General features: G+C 70.1%; 16 protein-coding genes. 2 read left to right on the plus strand and 14 right to left on the minus strand.

All coding sequences use genetic code 11. From position 1 onward, the window contains the following. Window positions 1–645: 645 nt before the first annotated feature. The 12 genes from N4G70_RS36425 to N4G70_RS36480 all read right to left on the minus strand — a co-directional run bounded on the left by N4G70_RS36425 (window position 646) and on the right by N4G70_RS36480 (window position 12,861). Window positions 646–1,611, minus strand: a complete 966-nt coding sequence (locus N4G70_RS36425; RefSeq protein WP_261717075.1) for a DUF1152 domain-containing protein — start codon at window positions 1,609–1,611, stop codon at window positions 646–648. Between the two features lie 332 nt (window positions 1,612–1,943). After that, window positions 1,944–2,639 (minus strand): alpha/beta hydrolase, encoded by a 696-nt coding sequence (locus tag N4G70_RS36430; protein ID WP_261717076.1) that lies wholly within the window; start codon window positions 2,637–2,639, stop codon window positions 1,944–1,946. After that, the gene (locus N4G70_RS36435; RefSeq protein ID WP_261717077.1) at window positions 2,636–3,463 is read right to left on the minus strand and encodes a DUF1295 domain-containing protein; all 828 of its coding nucleotides are present in this window, start codon (window positions 3,461–3,463) and stop codon (window positions 2,636–2,638) included. The genes N4G70_RS36430 and N4G70_RS36435 overlap by 4 nt, the downstream gene beginning before the upstream one ends. Then, on the minus strand, window positions 3,463–4,755 hold the full coding sequence (locus tag N4G70_RS36440) for a cyclopropane-fatty-acyl-phospholipid synthase family protein (protein ID WP_261717078.1): 1,293 nt from the start codon (window positions 4,753–4,755) through the stop codon (window positions 3,463–3,465). Before N4G70_RS36440 ends, N4G70_RS36435 begins: the two co-directional genes overlap by 1 nt. Further along, window positions 4,752–6,029 (minus strand): class I SAM-dependent methyltransferase, encoded by a 1,278-nt coding sequence (locus tag N4G70_RS36445; protein ID WP_315904338.1) that lies wholly within the window; start codon window positions 6,027–6,029, stop codon window positions 4,752–4,754. Before N4G70_RS36445 ends, N4G70_RS36440 begins: the two co-directional genes overlap by 4 nt. After that, window positions 6,026–6,787, minus strand: coding sequence for a DUF1365 domain-containing protein (locus N4G70_RS36450; protein WP_261717079.1), 762 nt, complete (start codon window positions 6,785–6,787; stop codon window positions 6,026–6,028). The genes N4G70_RS36445 and N4G70_RS36450 overlap by 4 nt, the downstream gene beginning before the upstream one ends. Continuing rightward, window positions 6,784–8,046, minus strand: coding sequence for an NAD(P)/FAD-dependent oxidoreductase (locus N4G70_RS36455; protein ID WP_261717080.1), 1,263 nt, complete (start codon window positions 8,044–8,046; stop codon window positions 6,784–6,786). The genes N4G70_RS36450 and N4G70_RS36455 overlap by 4 nt, the downstream gene beginning before the upstream one ends. 159 nt (window positions 8,047–8,205) lie before the next feature. Further along, window positions 8,206–8,490 (minus strand): hypothetical protein, encoded by a 285-nt coding sequence (locus N4G70_RS36460; RefSeq protein ID WP_261717089.1) that lies wholly within the window; start codon window positions 8,488–8,490, stop codon window positions 8,206–8,208. 116 nt (window positions 8,491–8,606) lie between these two features. Further along, window positions 8,607–8,774 carry a hypothetical protein gene (locus N4G70_RS37315; protein ID WP_399038095.1) on the minus strand — a complete coding sequence of 56 codons (168 nt, stop codon included), beginning with the start codon at window positions 8,772–8,774 and terminating at the stop codon, window positions 8,607–8,609. A gap of 68 nt (window positions 8,775–8,842) precedes the next feature. Next, window positions 8,843–10,003, minus strand: coding sequence for a hypothetical protein (locus tag N4G70_RS36470; RefSeq protein WP_261717081.1), 1,161 nt, complete (start codon window positions 10,001–10,003; stop codon window positions 8,843–8,845). A 283-nt stretch (window positions 10,004–10,286) separates the two neighbouring features. After that, window positions 10,287–11,840, minus strand: coding sequence for an ISL3 family transposase (locus N4G70_RS36475; protein WP_261717082.1), 1,554 nt, complete (start codon window positions 11,838–11,840; stop codon window positions 10,287–10,289). Between the two features lie 109 nt (window positions 11,841–11,949). After that, window positions 11,950–12,861: an alpha/beta fold hydrolase gene (locus N4G70_RS36480; protein WP_399038099.1), complete on the minus strand. Its 912-nt coding sequence runs from the start codon at window positions 12,859–12,861 to the stop codon at window positions 11,950–11,952. Window positions 12,862–12,975: 114 nt separating this feature from the next. On the opposite strand from N4G70_RS36480, the gene N4G70_RS36485 reads away from it, so the two are divergent. Further along, entirely contained in the window at window positions 12,976–13,593 is a 618-nt protein-coding gene (locus N4G70_RS36485; protein ID WP_261717084.1) for a TetR/AcrR family transcriptional regulator, read from the plus strand. A 555-nt stretch (window positions 13,594–14,148) separates the two neighbouring features. Here N4G70_RS36485 and N4G70_RS36490 read toward each other — a convergent pair. Continuing rightward, the gene (locus N4G70_RS36490) at window positions 14,149–14,535 is read right to left on the minus strand and encodes a peptidase inhibitor family I36 protein (protein ID WP_261717085.1); all 387 of its coding nucleotides are present in this window, start codon (window positions 14,533–14,535) and stop codon (window positions 14,149–14,151) included. A 611-nt stretch (window positions 14,536–15,146) separates the two neighbouring features. Here N4G70_RS36490 and N4G70_RS36495 point away from each other — a divergent pair. After that, the gene (locus N4G70_RS36495; protein WP_261717086.1) at window positions 15,147–15,341 is read left to right on the plus strand and encodes a hypothetical protein; all 195 of its coding nucleotides are present in this window, start codon (window positions 15,147–15,149) and stop codon (window positions 15,339–15,341) included. Between the two features lie 29 nt (window positions 15,342–15,370). Here N4G70_RS36495 and N4G70_RS36500 read toward each other — a convergent pair. After that, window positions 15,371–15,644 (minus strand): hypothetical protein (locus N4G70_RS36500; RefSeq protein WP_261717087.1); only part of this gene is annotated, 274 nt, incomplete at its 5' end.

Below are 15,644 nucleotides of genomic sequence, written 5' to 3' on the forward strand. Positions count from 1 at the left end.
TCCGCCCGCCCGCTGCCAAAACCATGGACACGAGGGTTCGCCTCGGTCTGAGGCGCCTGTCCTGGATCACCGCCTGACGCAACCGCCTGACACGAACGCCTCCGACGAGGCGTTCACCGGCCGGTCCACCATCGCCTGACCTCACCAACACGCGGATCTGTCCGGCGATGGTGGGCCGGCTCACCTGCAACGCCACCCTCAACGAGACCGGCACCGAGTCCTACCGTCGGGCCCATTCCAAGGCCGGGGTGGAGAAAAACAGCGGGCGGCGGCTGGGCACCCGGTCTGTATCGCTGACCCGGGCCACGGGACGATCTTCGCCGAGATGAGCAGGCAGAGGCGGCGGAGATGCGGTGCATCCTGTACGAGGACTCGGTCGGTCGGGTCCAGAGAAACTACGTCGCCCAGGCCGACCTGCCCCCTTCGACCTCGACGGGCAGATCGAGCAGCTGTGGCTCCGGCCAGATCGCGGCCAGGACCTGAGTTACGCGTACTCAGGTCCTGGCTGTCGCGAACGGAGGAGATGCCGCTATGAGTGATTTACGTTCGGAGCGTCGGCACGACTCAGGGGAAGGCCTTCTCATTGCGGTGGTGCTGTGGATCCTGGGCGGGTTGCGTACGTTCGTACCGGAGGCCGAGGCCGGTTCAGTGCGGGAACGCCCTCGGCGGGCGCTGGCGGGGCAGCGTGGTGCGGAACTCCTCGATCACGGAGCTCACCTGCCGCATCAGCGAAGTTCCTTCCAGCCGGTCCAGGTAGAGATGGCGGCGAGCCAGTCCCGGAACGTCCACACAGAAGTACAGCGCCATCAATGGGTTGATGAACAACTCGCTGTCCTTGGTCCTTTCCGTGAACCGCACGTTGCCGAAATCGCCGCGCACGGCGGCAGCCACGGATCCGTTCACGATGCTCGGGTGGCTCGCGGTGTGGCGCTGGGCGTGCGCCACCGCGTCGAGGTACAGGGCGCCCTCCTGCCCTGCCCCGAGGAGCGAGAACGCGCCGAGATAGGAGCCGTCCCGGTCCAGGGCAGCCAGGTTTTCCAGGACGAGCGAGTGGTTCACGCCGTGATACGCGTCCACCCCGAAGCCGAGGCAGGCCACCAGCCGGTGCGGGATCTCGTCGAGTCCGTTCACGGCGGCCAGGCTCGCCATGTCCTCCTCCGGAGTGCCGAGACCGTGCTCGTCCCCGCGCATCAGGATGTCGGTACCGCCGTCGACCAGCACGACCGCATCGACACCGCCGAGATGCTGGATCAGCGTCCGATAGGCCGTCCGCAGAGGAGCGACTCCGATGCTGGGAAACGCATACACCGTCGATGGCAGACCCTGCGTCACCAGCCACTGGGCGAGCGTCCGTTCAGGGAAGTAGTCGCCGCGCTGGGCAGTGTCGGGTCCGACGGCAGCGACGTCCTGGTCCACCCACACGGCGAGGTCCAGGCCGTACAAGTCGGCGAAGGACAGGTTGGCGAGGTGCACCTCCTTGCCCGCCGACCGCAGCGCGAGTGCGAGCGGCAACCCGGAGTACACGTCGAAGCCACCTCCCGCCCCGGCGATGAGCACCCGGCGCGCATCACGCAGGCGGGTGAAGAATGCAGGTTCCCCCAAAGAGATCACCGCATGACGCTAGCAAAAGGGCGAGCCGGCACCAGGGGGCCCGATTTCGGCGAATCAGTCAAAGATCGGCCTGTGAGGTCTCCGACGGCGGTGCCCAGGGCGAAGGTGATGAGGACAGTGGCCCAGTAGAACGTCTCCCGGCGACGGGTGTGGATGGCGTGGATCGACAGGGTCCGCTCGCTGGAATACCAGGCAACAAAGACGGGGACGCGTGGGCAACGGAAGGAGTCAGTCCAGCACGGATGTCGTGGTCGCTTCTTCCGCGCTGTGAGCCTGGTCCGCGAACGCCGGCACGGCCGGAGAAACGGAACGCTGCGGTCCCGGCACGGTGATCAAGAGGGTGAGGTTGGCTGGGCGAGTGGTGTGCCGTTGAGGATGGCAGAGGCGTAGTGGGCGGTCAGCTTCTGCCAGTGCTGGGCGCCGCGGAGCATGGTGTGCCCGCCGTGCGGCATGGCCTGCGTGTGCACCTCGGCGCCGTGGGCGCGGGCCCGCTGGGCGAAGGCCCATGTCTGGTCGGCCCGCGTGACTCGGTCCTTCGGGTCGTGGAGCAGAGCGACGGCTCTGTCTCGCAGATGGGAGACGGGTTCGTCCGTGGGGCACCAGGGGGCCAGGGCCACGACGCCCCGTACCGAGGGGTGCTCCGCGGCCCGCAGCGCTGCCCGGCCGCCCATGGAGTGGCCGATGAGGACGACCGGCAGGCCGGGGGCCAGGCGGCCCAGTTCGTCGAGCGCGTCGTGGGCGTCGTGGGCGGGGTCGGCCTGCTGTCCGTTCCAGCCGCGGCGGCGGTAGCGCACCGAGGCGAGCAGCAGCGTATGCCGTGGCCGGGCACGCAGGATCGCGGTGCCGAAGGAACGCAGGCGTAGCGCGGGCAGATTGAGCCACGGCGGTGGCGCGAGGCCGTCGGCGCGGCCGCCGTGGAGCAGCACCACCGCGCCCTGGGGGTGTCGGGGTCGCGTGCGGACGCGCAACCTGGCCGGACCGTGCACGTCGGCGGCCGTGGCGTCGCCGGATTCGCGGGAGACGGTCATCGTCGTGCTGCCGTCGAGGTGGGGTGGCGGCGGGGCGGGAGAGGGAGGAAGCCGCTGGTGCGGGCCGCGTACGCGGTGTAGCCGGGGCGGTCCTTCATGTGTTGTTCCAGGAGGCGCTTTCCGCTGCCGCGGGTGAGGAGGAACGACATCACCAGGGGCGAGACGACGCTGAGCACGGCCGTCTGCCAGGTGCCGCAGGCCAGCGCGAACAGGCCCCACCAGACGAGGAAGTCCCCGAAGTAGTTGGGGTGGCGGGTCCACGCCCACAGGCCCCGGTCCATGATCCGGCCGTGGTGTGCGGGATCGGCCTTGAACCGGGCGAGCTGGAAATCGCCCACCGACTCGAAGACCAGACCGGCCGCCCACAGCGCACCGCCGATCACGGCGGCGACGCCCAGCGGGCCGGGGGTGAACTGGGCGGCTTGAACGGGCAGCGAGATCAGCCAGATCAGGCCGCCCTGCAGGAGGTAGACCATGCGCAGGGCGTACGCGTTGCGGTTGCCGGGCGCCTTGTCCAGCATGCGCTCGTAGCGCGGATCCTCGCCGTGTCCCCGCCCGCGCCAGGCGATGTGCGCGGCCAGGCGGAGCCCCCAGATCGCCGTCGCGAGGGTCACCAGGAGCCGTCGCGCGTCGTCGCCGTGGCCCGCCGACACGGCGCACGCGACGACGGCGACGGCGGTGAACCCGATGCCCCAGGCGATGTCGACCACGCGGTGCATCCCGATGGCCAGGGCGACGGCGAAGGTCACGAGGACGACGGCGAGCACCGCGACGGCCGTGAGGAGGAGGCCGGCGGCGAAGGCGTGCCAGGGAAATCCCGTCATCACATGCCTTCCTGTCGGTACCAGTCGGACAGGTCGGCCGGCATGGTGGCTCTGCCGTCCGTGCCGGGGCGTACGGCGAGGATCTGGTCGACGCCCATGCGGCGCTCCGCGAACGCGAGGCCGCCGCCGGCCAGGTAGAGCCGCCAGACCCGGGCCGTCTCCTGCCCGGCCAGGGCGACGAACTCCGCCCAGCGTGCCTCCAGTGTGGCGTGCCAGGCGGCGATGGTGCGGACGTAGTGCTCGCGCAGCGACTCCACGGCCCACACTTCCAGACCCGCGCCCTCGATCAGGGTGATGGTCTCGCCCAGGGGCCGCATGTGCATGTCGGGGGCGATGTAGGACTCGATGAACGCGCCTCCGCCGGGGGCGTTCCCGGTGCGTGACATCTGCTGGATCAGGAGGCGTCCGGCGGGGCGCAGCAAGGTGTGCAGACGGTCGGCGAATTGGGGGTAGTGGGCGTCGCCGACGTGTTCGCCCATCTCGATCGCGCAGATGGCGTCGTAGTCGGCGCCGGTGATGTGCCGGTAGTGCCGCAGGTGGACTTCGACGAGGTCGTCGAGGCCCTGTTCGTGGACGCGGGCCGCGACGAAGTCGCGCTGTTCGCGCGAGAGGGTGACCGCGGTGACACGGGCCTTGAAGTGGCGTGCCGCGTACAGCGACAGGCTTCCCCAGCCGCAGCCCACGTCCAGCAGGCGGGCGCCGGGTGTCAGGGCCAGCTTGCGGCAGATCAGTTCGAGTTTGTCGCGCTGGGCCTCGGCCAGGCCGTAGGCGGGGTCGTCGGGGTGCTTCCAGTATCCGCACGAGTAGGCCATGGACTCGTCCAGGAGCAGCGCGTACCAGTCGTTGGAGAGGTCGTAGTGGTGGCTGATCGCGGCGCGGTCCCGGTCGGTGCTGTGCGGTCGACCCCGTAGTAGGGCCTGCGGCGCGTGGGGTGCGGGTGGCCGCGGGCCGACCGCGCCGCAGCGCAGTGCGGCGACGGCGGCGCTCAGGTGGGCGCGCAGGGGCGGGCGGTCCGGCCGCGGCCCGCGTGCCCGGACCGAACGCCACACCGTGCTCAGCGCGGCGCCCACGTCGCCCTCCACGTCGAGGTCGCCCGCGATGTAGGCCTGGGCCAGGCCGAGTTCGCCCGGCTCCCACAGCAGGCGGCGTACGGCGCGCGGGGAACGCAGCACGACGACCGGCGCTCCGTGCGGCCCGGCCTCGCTCCCGTCCCAGGCGCGCAGCCGTACCGGCAGGCCGTCGCCGTTGTAGGCCCGGACGGCCTCGGCCAGGCGAGGCGCGATGCCCGTCATCGTGCACCTGCCGTGACCATCACGAGGTGGTGCACATCGAGGTAGCCGGCTCTGAACCCGGCTTCGGAGTAGGCCAGGTAGAACTCCCACATCCTGGTGAACGTGGCGTCGAAACCCAGGAGTTGGACGTCCGTGTGCCGCTCGGCGAAGCGCTCGCGCCACAGCCGCAGTGTCTCGGCGTAGTGCGGGCCGAACGCGTCGTCGCACACCGTCCTCAGCCCGGCCGGCGCGGCGGCGTCGCCCAGCGCCTCGACGGAGGGGATGCGGCCTCCGGGAAAGATGTACTTGTGGATCCAGGTGTAGGTGTCCCGGGTGGCCAGCATGCGGTCGTGGGGCATCGTGATGGCCTGCAGCGCGATCCGCCCGCCCGGGGTGAGCAGGCGGGACAGGGTGTCGAAGTACACCGGCCAGTACTCCTCCCCCACCGCTTCGACCATCTCCACGCTGACGATCGCGTCGAACTCGCCCCGCACGTGGCGGTAGTCGCACAGCTCGACCGAGACACGGTCCGCGTACCCGGCCTCCGCGATGCGTGCGGCGGCATGGGCATGCTGTTCTTGGGAGAGGGTCACCGTCGTGACGTGCGCGCCGCGGGCGGCCGCGCGCAGCGCGAGTTCGCCCCAGCCGGTGCCGACCTCCAGGAGCCTGGTGCCCTCCCGGACACCGGCGGCGTCGAGCAGCCGGTCGATCTTCCGGTGCTGCGCGTCGGCCAGCGCCGACCAGTGGGTGGGGAAGCTGCGGAAGACGCCGGCGGAGTACGTCATGGTCTCGTCGAGAAACAGCGCGAACAGGGCGTTGGACAGGTCGTAGTGGCGCTGAATGTTGGTCCGCGCGCCCTGCGGGCTGTTGCGTTCCCCGGTCGGCTGACGGTGCGCCCACAGCCCGCGCAGCCCCTGAAGGGGGCGGGGTACGAGCGAGGAGACGTGCGAGGCCAGGACGGTGAGGACACCCACCAGATCGTCGGTGTCCCACTCCCCCGCCATGTAGGACTCGCCGAAGCCGATCAGGCCGTCGACGCCGATTCGGCGGAAGAACGCCCGCGGGTCACGCACCCTGACCACGGGTCCCTGGTCTCCGGTGAGCGGTGCGCCGCCCAGCGCGACGCGCAACGGCAGACGCCCCAGCGCCCGCCGGACGACCCACGAGGCCACCCCCGTGCGCAGCGGTGAACTGCGCGGGACCGTGGCCACACCCGGCCACCGGGACGCGTCCACACCCGGGGGCGGCGTGACCGTCCTGGTCGGGCTGTCGGGGGATGAGACTGCGGCCTTCACTTCATGCCCTCCTGGAGGCAGTGGCTGGGTCGGGGACGGACGGGCAGGCGGCGCAGGAACAGCCACAGCCCGTGCCTGCGGATCCCCGCGGCGACGGCGGCGGTGGACCACGGGTGGCGCAGCGCGGCGGCCAGCACCCCCCCGGTCGTGGCCGGTGTGCGGGTGCCCCGCACGGTGGCGGTGAACGGGCGCTCGGTGCCCCTGCGCAACTGGATGCTCACGTCCAGGCGTTCGGTCGGTTCGGGCACGCGCATCCGATACGTGCCGTCCACGGGGAAGAACGGGGAGACGTAGAACTCCTTGGGCACCACGGCCAGGCCTTGGGCGTCGGGGCGCAGCAGATAGCAGTGGCGTTCGCCGTACGTGTTGTGCACCTCCGCGACCACCGCGAGCAGGTCCCCGCGCGGGCCGTGGCACCAGTACAGGGTGAGCGGGTTGAACACGTACCCCAGGACGCGCGCGTGGGCGAGCATGAGGACCCGGCCGCCCTCCAGGCGCACTCCGCGTGCCGCGAGGAAGCGTTCGAGGCCGGCGCGCAGCGAGGTGTCCGCCCCGCCGAAGTGGTCGCGGGCCTCGAAGCGGGCCAGGGGTCGCAGCGGGCGCGGCAGGACGGGCACGTCGTCGAGGTCGATCAGCCACAGGTAGGTGCGGTGTTTGAAGGCGTGCCGCAGCGGAGCGGTCCGGGCGTGTGAGACGACGCATTCATAGAGCGCCGGGGCCCGCCGGACGCGCGCCGGAGCAGGGGTCGAGAGGGTCACCAGGTCACCCCCAGGGCAGCTGCGGCCCGCACGCCCGACCGGCAGCCGTCCTCGTGGAACCCCCAGCCGTGGTAGGCACCCGCGTACACCGTCGTAGTGGTGTTGAGGTCGGGCAGACGCCGTTGCGCGGCCACCGACTCCCTTGTGTAGACGGGGTGTTCGTACGTCATACGGGCCAGCACCCGGTCCGGGCCGATCCGGTCGGCGGCGTTGAGGGTGACGATGTAGGGGTGGCGCGATGCGAGGCGTTGCAGCCGGCTCATGTCGTAGCTGACCTGCACTTTGTCCGCCGGGGACGAGCAGGACGGCATCAGGTAGTTCCAGGACGCCCTGGCCCCGCGGGCGCTGGGCAGCAGGGTGGCGTCGGTGTGCAGCACCGTCTCGTTGCGCGAGTACCGGAAGGCGCCCAGGACCTGGCGTTCCTCGGGGGTGGGAGCGGCGAGGAGCCGCAGCGCCTGATCGGGGTGGACGGCGATGACGACCGCGTCGTAGGCGAGCTCCCCGCCGTCATCGGTGACGATCCGGGCGCGGCCCGGCTCGCGCCGCACCGCCCGCACCGGGGTGGCGGTGTGGACGGCGGACAGTTGCTTGGCCACCCGGCTGACGTATTCGACGGACCCGCCGGTCACCGTCCTCCACTGCGGCGCTCCCCGGACCGACAGCATCCCGTGGTGTTCCAGGAACCGGAACAGGTAGGTGGCCGGATAGCGCATGGCGATCTCCGGGGCGCACGACCACACCGCGGACACCAGGGGGGTGACGAAGTGGTGCACGAAATACGCAGTGAACCCGCCTTGGGCAAGGAACTCCCCCAGCGAAAGCGCACCCTCACGGTCCGAGGCCAGAGCCGCGCGCGCGGCACGGTGGAACGCGGGCACCTGTCCGAGCATCCGCAGATAGCGGCCGCGCAGCACGCTGCGGGGCTGGGCGAACAGCCCCGCGGGACCGCGGGCGCCGGCGTACTGGAGCCCGCAGCCGTCGCACCGCACCGACATGCTCATCTCCGCGTCCTGGGTGGACACCCCGAGTTCGCGGAACAACCGCAGCAGCAGCGGATACGTACGTTCGTTGTGCACGATGAAGCCGCTGTCGACCCGAAGGGCCGCTTCCCCGCCCTCGGCCACGTCATGGGTGTGCGCGTGCCCGCCCAGCCGGTCGTCCGCCTCGTACAGCGTCACGTCGCACGCCCGCTGGAGCACATGGGCCGCGGTCAGACCGGCCACCCCGCCGCCCACCACGGCTATCCTTCGCCGTTCCACCTTCGTACCTCCTCCAAAGCCTCGTATGGCACCGCCTCATCAGTGGTTCGGTGCCAGGCATGCCGTGGATTGGTCCGTGAGGAAGGGAAAATACGGGGGCTGCTTCGCAGGGGTCGGTCGGGGATCCGGCCACAACGCAGTCGCGGGGCGCGCGCAGGCTCAGGGGTCTTCATGGCCGACAGCGCGAGCCCAGGCCGGCGTGGCGACGTAGAGGCGTCCGGACCGCGCCGACACCGTGAAGCTCTCCGATGGAACGTGCTTCCAGCGGGACGCGCCGCTCACGGCGTCCACGGCCCACACGACGGGAAGGGTGAGGATGACGAGTCTCTGGCCCGAGCCGGTGGTGTCCTCGGTGCGGTGGGCGACGTAGACGAGTGAGCCGTCGGTGCTGGCAGCCGGGATGCTGAACCCGTCGTAGCTGCCGGAGGGCTGTTCAGCGAGCACCCGGGGATGTACGCGGTGGCCAGCCACGGCGATTCCGCGTCGGGGTCGGAATCGATGACTGCGCGGTGTGGAACCCACCCACCTAACGCGCGGCCGCGACCTCTCGGGCGAACCGCTTACGGAATCGCGTCGGTTGCATACGTCGACCGGATCAGCTTGACCGCCACGCGTCGCCCGCCGGGCGAACGCCCCAAGAAGACCTCGCCCATCCCGCCGGCACCGAGCCGCCCTTCGAGGCGGTACGGGCCGATGCGGTCGGGGTCGGTCGGGAGCAGCGGGTCCATATGCGTGCCTTTCAGGCGGAGTTGGCGTGGCCGGAGGTGCCGGAGGTCTCGCAGTCCGTCCCTCCCTGTCAGTGCCGCAACCACACGTCGCTGTTACCGGCGATGACCACCGTTCCGTTCGCCAAGGTCGTTATGGCGGCGGGCGGCTGGGGGCGGCAGCCGAGTTCGCCGCGCTGCCAGCCAGCCGGGGTTCCGTCGCCGGTCCAGACCGCGCCGCAGTACGTCGCCGGGGACTCCAGGGACTTCCCCGGCACCCGCAGGCTCCCCACCATGATCGGATGTCCCTGAGCATCGACGGTCGCCGCGACGATGCCGCCCGCACCCATGGCAGTGGTGTCGGCCTTCGTCCAGCTGGTGCCGTCGGTGCTGGTGAGGAGCACGGGCACGTTGGGTTTTGTGGGGGCTCCCGAGATGTTCCCCACGGCGAACCAGCGTCCGGACACCCGGAACGCGCCGCGCATCATTGTGCCGGTCGGCAGGCCGTTCACGATCGCGCTGGTCCAGTGCGCTCCGCTGTCGGCGGAGTGCCAGACCATCAGAGTGCCGGTCGCCTCCTGGGTGAAGGCGTTCGAGGAGTAGCTGCCGACAGCGATGACCTCCCGGCCCTCGGCCGCCATCGGGCCGACCGATGGCCGGCTACGGCTGCTCGTCCGCGCCGGGAGTGTCACCCGGTGCACGGTCGCCCCGCGGTCGTCGGAGGCGTAGAGGAAGGGCCCGGTGGCGCCCGAGACGGTCTCGCTGCCTCCGATGAGGAGCCGGCTCCCGCTGCGGACCGCCGAGCTGACCCTCCCACGGTCCGAGGTGTCCGTCTCCTTGAGCGCCCAGGGCAGTTCGAGATCGGCCAACTTCCGCACCTGTCCGTCCCGTTCACGGACATGGACCACGCTGGACACGAAAAACTGCGACCCGTCACCCCACTCGACCACCGCCTGGGCCGGCACTCCGCCGCCGGGAGCTCCGTGCCGCATCGAGCTCGGCACGTCGGATTCGTCCTTGGGCGAACCGGCGGGGTCGGGGTTCAGGGTGAGCCTCGTGCAGTCCGCGTTTCCGGACCAGTTGACGGGCACGTATGCGTAGCCGTTGGCGTACGTGCCGACGCCCAGTACGCAGTTGCCCTGCCGGGCGAGGAGCTGGAGTCCCTCGCCCGGCGCGACGTAACCCCCGTCCCCGGATCCGGGCCACTGCACACTGTCGGCATACCGCTCGAAACCCAGCTTTTCGGCCCCCACGCTGCCTACTCCTGGCGGTGAGCCAGCCGTGCGCGTCCCGCAGGCCGACATCGAAAGCATCAGCACCGCGACCCCTGCGCACGCCGCGAGCCGCACCCTCCCCCGGTGAAGAATCATGGGAACACCCTAGCGACCCGGGTGGGGGCGGGGCGGCGATCTCGGCGCTGCCGTAAGGGAGTTGGGCAGGTCAGCTCGGTATCGCACCGTGCACACACAAAAACGAACAACGACCCTCCGCATGAAAAATTGGCCTCTTCTGGTTGTGACCGCTCTTCCGTGATGACTACGGCTGCAGGAGGATGCGGGCTCTGAGCAGGGTGAAGGAGGCGCGGCCGTACATCTGCCGTTTGATCGTCTTGATTCTGTTGACGTGCCCCTCAACGGCGCCGGAACTGTAGGGCAGGGTGAGACCAGCGGTGACGGCCGGGAGGTCCTGACGGACGGAGCCGGCGAAGACACCGATGGCCTCAGGACCGCTCACCTCGGCTTTCTGGATCCAGTCCCGGAGTTGGTGGCCCTGACGGTGACGGGCCATGTCCGTGAACTCCCATGCGAGGTCGCAGGCAGCGGTGATCTCCGGGCAGGCGTTCCGTACGGCTTCCAGCTGCGCGCTCGCCGAGGGCCGGAGTGTCTCCTGCGGGCGCATGATCCATGAGGTGATGGTGCGTGGGCTGGGCGTCACTGCCTGGGCGGGGACTGCGGTGCCCTTCCTGATAGTGATCACGTAGCGGTTCACGACGTGATAGCCGCCGGCATAGCCGAGCCCGATCAACTCGCGGTAGAGCTGCATCGAACTTGTGCAGCCCGCCTGGAAACGGTGCTGCACGTAGTCGGTGAACGGGTCGAGGAGCCCTGCGCCCCGGTCCTGTGCCGAGGCGAGGAGGTCCTCAAGGTCGCTGTGCCGGTAGCGCCGTACCGTTTTGCGGTCCAGTTGCAGGCGGCGACCGATGGCGCTGAGGGACAATCCCGTGGCGGCCAATTCGTTGACGTCCCTGTGGCGTTGACGTACACGGTCAAGAAGGGGAGTCGCCGGGGCAGCCGGCGGCGGTCCGGCGTCCGCGGTGGCAGGTCGGCGCAGGCATCCGCGGTGTCGGCGGCAGGTTTTCTCCACGGCCGTCGAGAGGTTTTGGAGGAGGTGCCAGCGATCGGCGACTTCCCGGGCGTCAGGGGCCGCCTGCCTGATGGCCTTGGTGAATGCCATGAGGCGGTCACGGCACACGATCTCGGCGCCGGGGTGCTCCTGAAGCCAGTCGGCAACCGAGCCGGTCTCGCGGTTGGGCAGGACGTCTACGGGCCTGGAGTTTTCGACGTCGACGAGGACGGTGCCGTAGGTCCGTCCTTTACGGAACGCGAACTCGTCGATGCCCAGTATCCGCGGCGCGCGGGCCGGCACCGGCGGGGCTACCAGTTGCGCCAACAGCGCAGTCCGTCGGCCGTGAAGCCGCAGCTTCGCGCACAGTCGCTGGCCCGGGCGCCCGCCGAGTTCCGTCGCGACCGCCCTCATCACCGACTGTGCCGCCGGTGAAGAACGGCGGCGTGGCTCGGTCAGGCCCGCCACCTGTTCCACGAACGTCCGGCGTTGGCACTGGCTCTGATCGCAGAAGAACCGACGCACGTGCAGGCGGACGATCAACCCCCGCCCGCCGACGGGTAACTCGGATATCTGACGCCAATATCGGCTGTGGACCCGCGTGGCAGGACGCTCGCACTGCGGACACCTGCCGGGCGGCCCGCATCCCGCCGCATCGACCACCAAGTTGCCGTCGACGGCCATGAGCTGCCGCACCTTGAGGTTCAGGCCCGGCAAGAGGACGTCTTCAATCGTCTCCACTCGCATGCCAGAGGGGTCCCCTGGCGGAACGGTCCTGCAGTCCGGGCGCTACCGGCCCAGGCTCTGACCGGGCCATTCCTCGGCACTGTCCTGGCCCTGTCGGCGTGGGCGGTTGTCAGTCGACGGATGCCATGAAGTTCAGCATCCTGCGGTTGATCTCCTCCGCGTGGTCAATCTGCGGCCCGTGGCCCGTGTTGGAGATGATCTCGGCTCGGGCACCGGGGACCAGGCGCGGCACACGCTCCGCCTGCCGCTGCGGGTGCACGAGGAGGCTTCGCTTGCCGAGCACCAGATAGAGCGGAGTCCGGATGGTGAACAGGTCCTCCTCGGACAGGGGAAGCGGTGCCGGGCGGCGTATGCGGTAGGCGCGAACGGCCGTTCTGATCATCGTGCGCAGTTCCGGCATGACGAGGACCGGCTGTTCCAGCCAGGCCGCCAGCCGCGGGCGCAGCGCCTTGGGCGCGAAGGTCGCGAAGAGGCCGGCGAAGATCCAGACGAAGAAGCGCAGCCCCACTTTCTCCAGGCCGCCGGGGTCGAGCAGCGTGACCGAGGCGAGGCGGCCGGGCCTGCGGTGCGCTTGGTTCAGGGCGAGCCATCCGCCGTAGGAGGTGCCGACGAGGTGCACGCGGTCGAGGCCGAGTCCGGCGAGGGTCTCGTCCAGCCACTGTGCGGCGCGCTCGGGTTGGTGGATCGATTCGCGCTGCACGCTGCGGCCGGGATCACCCGGGGTGTCGATCGCGTAGACCGGGCGGTCGGCGCTGAGGGCGGGGGTGTTCGGGTACCACATGGCGGAGCAGGAGCCCGCTCCGTGTACCAGGACGACGGGGGTGCGGGATCGAGCGGCCTCGTTCGCGGGGCCGTAGCGGTAGACGTGCGTGGTGCCGAAGGACGTCTCCACGTCCTCTTCCGCGAGCGCGGGTGCACCCAGTGCATACACCGCGTCGCAGGCCGCGAAGTAGCGGTCGCGCCAGGCATCGCTCACGTAGCGGCCTATGTCGGCTCGGGCACGGACAGCAGTCTCGGACACGGTCACCTCCGGATCTCATTTTCGTGATACGAACGTACCACAATGTTGGTACGGCTGTATCATCAAGGTCCTGCTGGGGCCGCACCAGTGGAACGATGAGCGGAGAAACGGCCGATGCCCAAGCGCGTGGACCACGCAGAACGGCGCACCGAGATCGCCGAGGCATTGGTCCGGGTCGCCGGGCGACGCGGGCTGCATGCCGTAGGGATGCGCGATGTGGCAGCAGAGGCGGGCGTGTCGCTGCGGCTGGTGCAGTACTACTTCGAGACCAAGGAGAAGCTGCTGCTTTTCGGACTGGAGCACCTGACAGCGAGGTTCGGGGAGCGGGCCTCCGCCCGTGTGCGGGCCGCCGGGGACAGTCTCGGTCCGCGGGAAATGATCGAGGCGCTGCTGATGGCGGCGCTGCCGACCGACGAGGACAGCCGCACCTTCCACTTTGTCTACACCTCCTACGCAGTTCTGGCCGTGACCGACCAGGCACTCGCCGCCCAACCCTTCATCAAGAACCCGGATGCCGCAGAAGACGCGGTAACCCAGCTCCTCCGGCAGGCGCAAGAGGCAGCTCTGCTCGAGCCCGGTGTGGACGCACAGTTGGAGGCAGCCGGCCTGCTTGCCATGTCTGCGGGACTCGGCACCAGCATCCTCGTCGGCCAGCGCAGCCCGGAGTCTGCCATCGCCGTCCTGGACCACCGCCTGGACCGGATCTTCCGCACCGGTGATGCGGCTAGTTGATGAGCGGCCGACTCACCGCGTAGGAGCCGCTGCCGGCGGAGCGGCCGCATACCCTGTCCAGCCGGTCTCATCATCAAGGCGTAGCCATCACGGAAGAGCGGTCACAACCTCTTCTAGCGCTCAGGAGAGGGACCTCGGGGATGTCCTGGCGCTCTCACCGACGCCGGTCGCGCACACGCCGTGCCCACCGTGGACGCCGACGGAGGGGTGCCGCTCCGGCGCTGGTGTGGGGCGGCACCCACGCCTAGGCGAACGCCGCCCCCGCCAACTGTGCTGCCCTGCACCATGCCGTTGGGGCCTGGCTACCGCGTCCGTACACCACGTCATCGGGGCAGCGAATCCGCCCGCCGACGGAAGCCCACGACCGGAGCAGATGAGGCGGCACACCTAACAGCGCGTATCGTCCCGAGGGTGCCTTACGAGGCCGCGCACCCAGCTGATCCCAACCGGCTGCTGGGCTTTCCGTTCACCAACAAGGTCACCGTGCTCAAGGCCACCTGCCCCCTGCCCTCACTCGAGCCGAGGGCAGGGGGCAGGTGCAGGTGGCAGAAGGCGCTACTCGTTGACGATGCGGTAGGCGCTGACCCACGCTCCGATGCTGTTGTAGCCGGAGCCGTCGATGATGATCGCGCCCCCGGTGCAGTTGTAGTTGTCCCACAACTCGACCCTGCGGTGGGCGACTTCCGTGCGGGCTGATCGGATCCTGTCGTTCCAGTTGTCACCGACGTACTTGCACTCCCCCGGATTGCCGGAGAAATAGGTGTCCAGACCCGAGAAACCCGTCGAGGCGAAGGCATGCCAACTGGCTGCCGCCGGACCGGCGGAGCCGGTGGAGGAGCCGAGCGACGAGGCCGGGACGGACTGGGCGGACGACGGCTGAGCAAGGGCAACCGTGCCGGCCAGAGCCACAGCCGTGAGCAGCAGTTTGCGTGGGACGGACAAGGCGTCTCCTTTGATCGGTTGACGTGGGCGTCCACAGCGCGGCGGACACCGCCGGCGACTCCCGCCGGGCAGAGGAGGCCATCCCCGGGGCAATCCACGGCCAAGCCCGTTTCCTGTTTCCTCTCGAACAGGAAACGGGAAACAGCCTTCGGATCGACGTGTTCGTCGCCCCCGTGCCCCCCTCTCCACGTGTCCACCGTCACCAGCGAACGAGCGGCCGCAGGGACGCTTCGACCCCAACTCGCCCTGAGGCGGACCCAGATGCACCCGCAGGCCACGCGCGCTCGCAACCCGCAACGCCCGCCGATGCCACCGCATAGGGCGTCGATGGCGCGCAGAGTTCCTCCGCACACCATCCACTCCGCGCACGCCCATCTCCTCCCACACGCGGTCGAGTTCGGCCCAATCGTCCGCCCGCTAGGCTTTGCCGCACGCCCAGCCCGCGTATGGCTTGACGACGACGGAGTACCCGACCTGTCCGGTGAACTCGGCGCCCCCGACAGTGTTCGGGCGACAGGATCGGGCGACGCGCACCCCGAGCTCCTCGGCCCGGCGGTGCATCACCTTCTCGTCGCGGAAGTTGAGAGCCTGGCCGGTGGTGAGGCCCGGGGATGCCGTGGTCCTTGCGGGCCCGGCTCGCGGACAGCACGTCGCCCTCGAACAGCGGGAAGATCGGCTCGATGCGGAGCTCGGCGACGATGCTGTCGACGGCGGTGCGCACGGCCGCCGTGTCGTCCAGATTGGCGTGGTACTGGGACGGCCCGGCGGTCTCGGGCGCCTCCCAGCCGATGGACGGTCGCGGGTAATACCCAGGCGCCCGGCGCGAGCGACGCCCTCAGGAGGGTGGTCCAGCGTCAGCGGCATGGGTGGCCAGGAGCAGCCAACGGCCGGCCATGAAGAGCCGTGTGGCGGGCGCGGTGTGCAGCACCCGCGCATCCCGCACCGGGGCGGGCCGGTCGGTGAGCCCCGAGGGGCTGGTGCCGGCCACGCCTCGTGCAGTCCGCCCACGCCGACGGTCGCGCCCACCGCGCCGGGCTCGGCGGGTACCGACGTGGCTCAGGACCGCGATGGACTCCGCCAAGACCAACCCGAACTCGGCCAGCTTCACC

It is taken from the genome of Streptomyces sp. ASQP_92 (genome assembly GCF_025399895.1).
GTDB lineage: Bacteria > Actinomycetota > Actinomycetes > Streptomycetales > Streptomycetaceae > Streptomyces.

Excerpts from the sequence above, each read along its gene's own strand:
- N4G70_RS36430 (WP_261717076.1), bottom strand. The coding sequence starts at position 2,639 with ATGACCGTCTCCCGCGAATCCGGCGACGCCACGGCCGCCGACGTGCAC.
- N4G70_RS36495 (WP_261717086.1), top strand. The coding sequence starts at position 15,147 with ATGCCGTGGTCCTTGCGGGCCCGGCTCGCGGACAGCACGTCGCCCTCG.
- N4G70_RS36485 (WP_261717084.1), top strand. The coding sequence starts at position 12,976 with ATGCCCAAGCGCGTGGACCACGCAGAACGGCGCACCGAGATCGCCGAG.
- N4G70_RS36435 (WP_261717077.1), bottom strand. The coding sequence starts at position 3,463 with ATGACGGGATTTCCCTGGCACGCCTTCGCCGCCGGCCTCCTCCTCACG.
- N4G70_RS37315 (WP_399038095.1), bottom strand. The coding sequence starts at position 8,774 with ATGGACCCGCTGCTCCCGACCGACCCCGACCGCATCGGCCCGTACCGC.
- N4G70_RS36440 (WP_261717078.1), bottom strand. The coding sequence starts at position 4,755 with ATGACGGGCATCGCGCCTCGCCTGGCCGAGGCCGTCCGGGCCTACAAC.
- N4G70_RS36475 (WP_261717082.1), bottom strand. The coding sequence starts at position 11,840 with ATGCGAGTGGAGACGATTGAAGACGTCCTCTTGCCGGGCCTGAACCTC.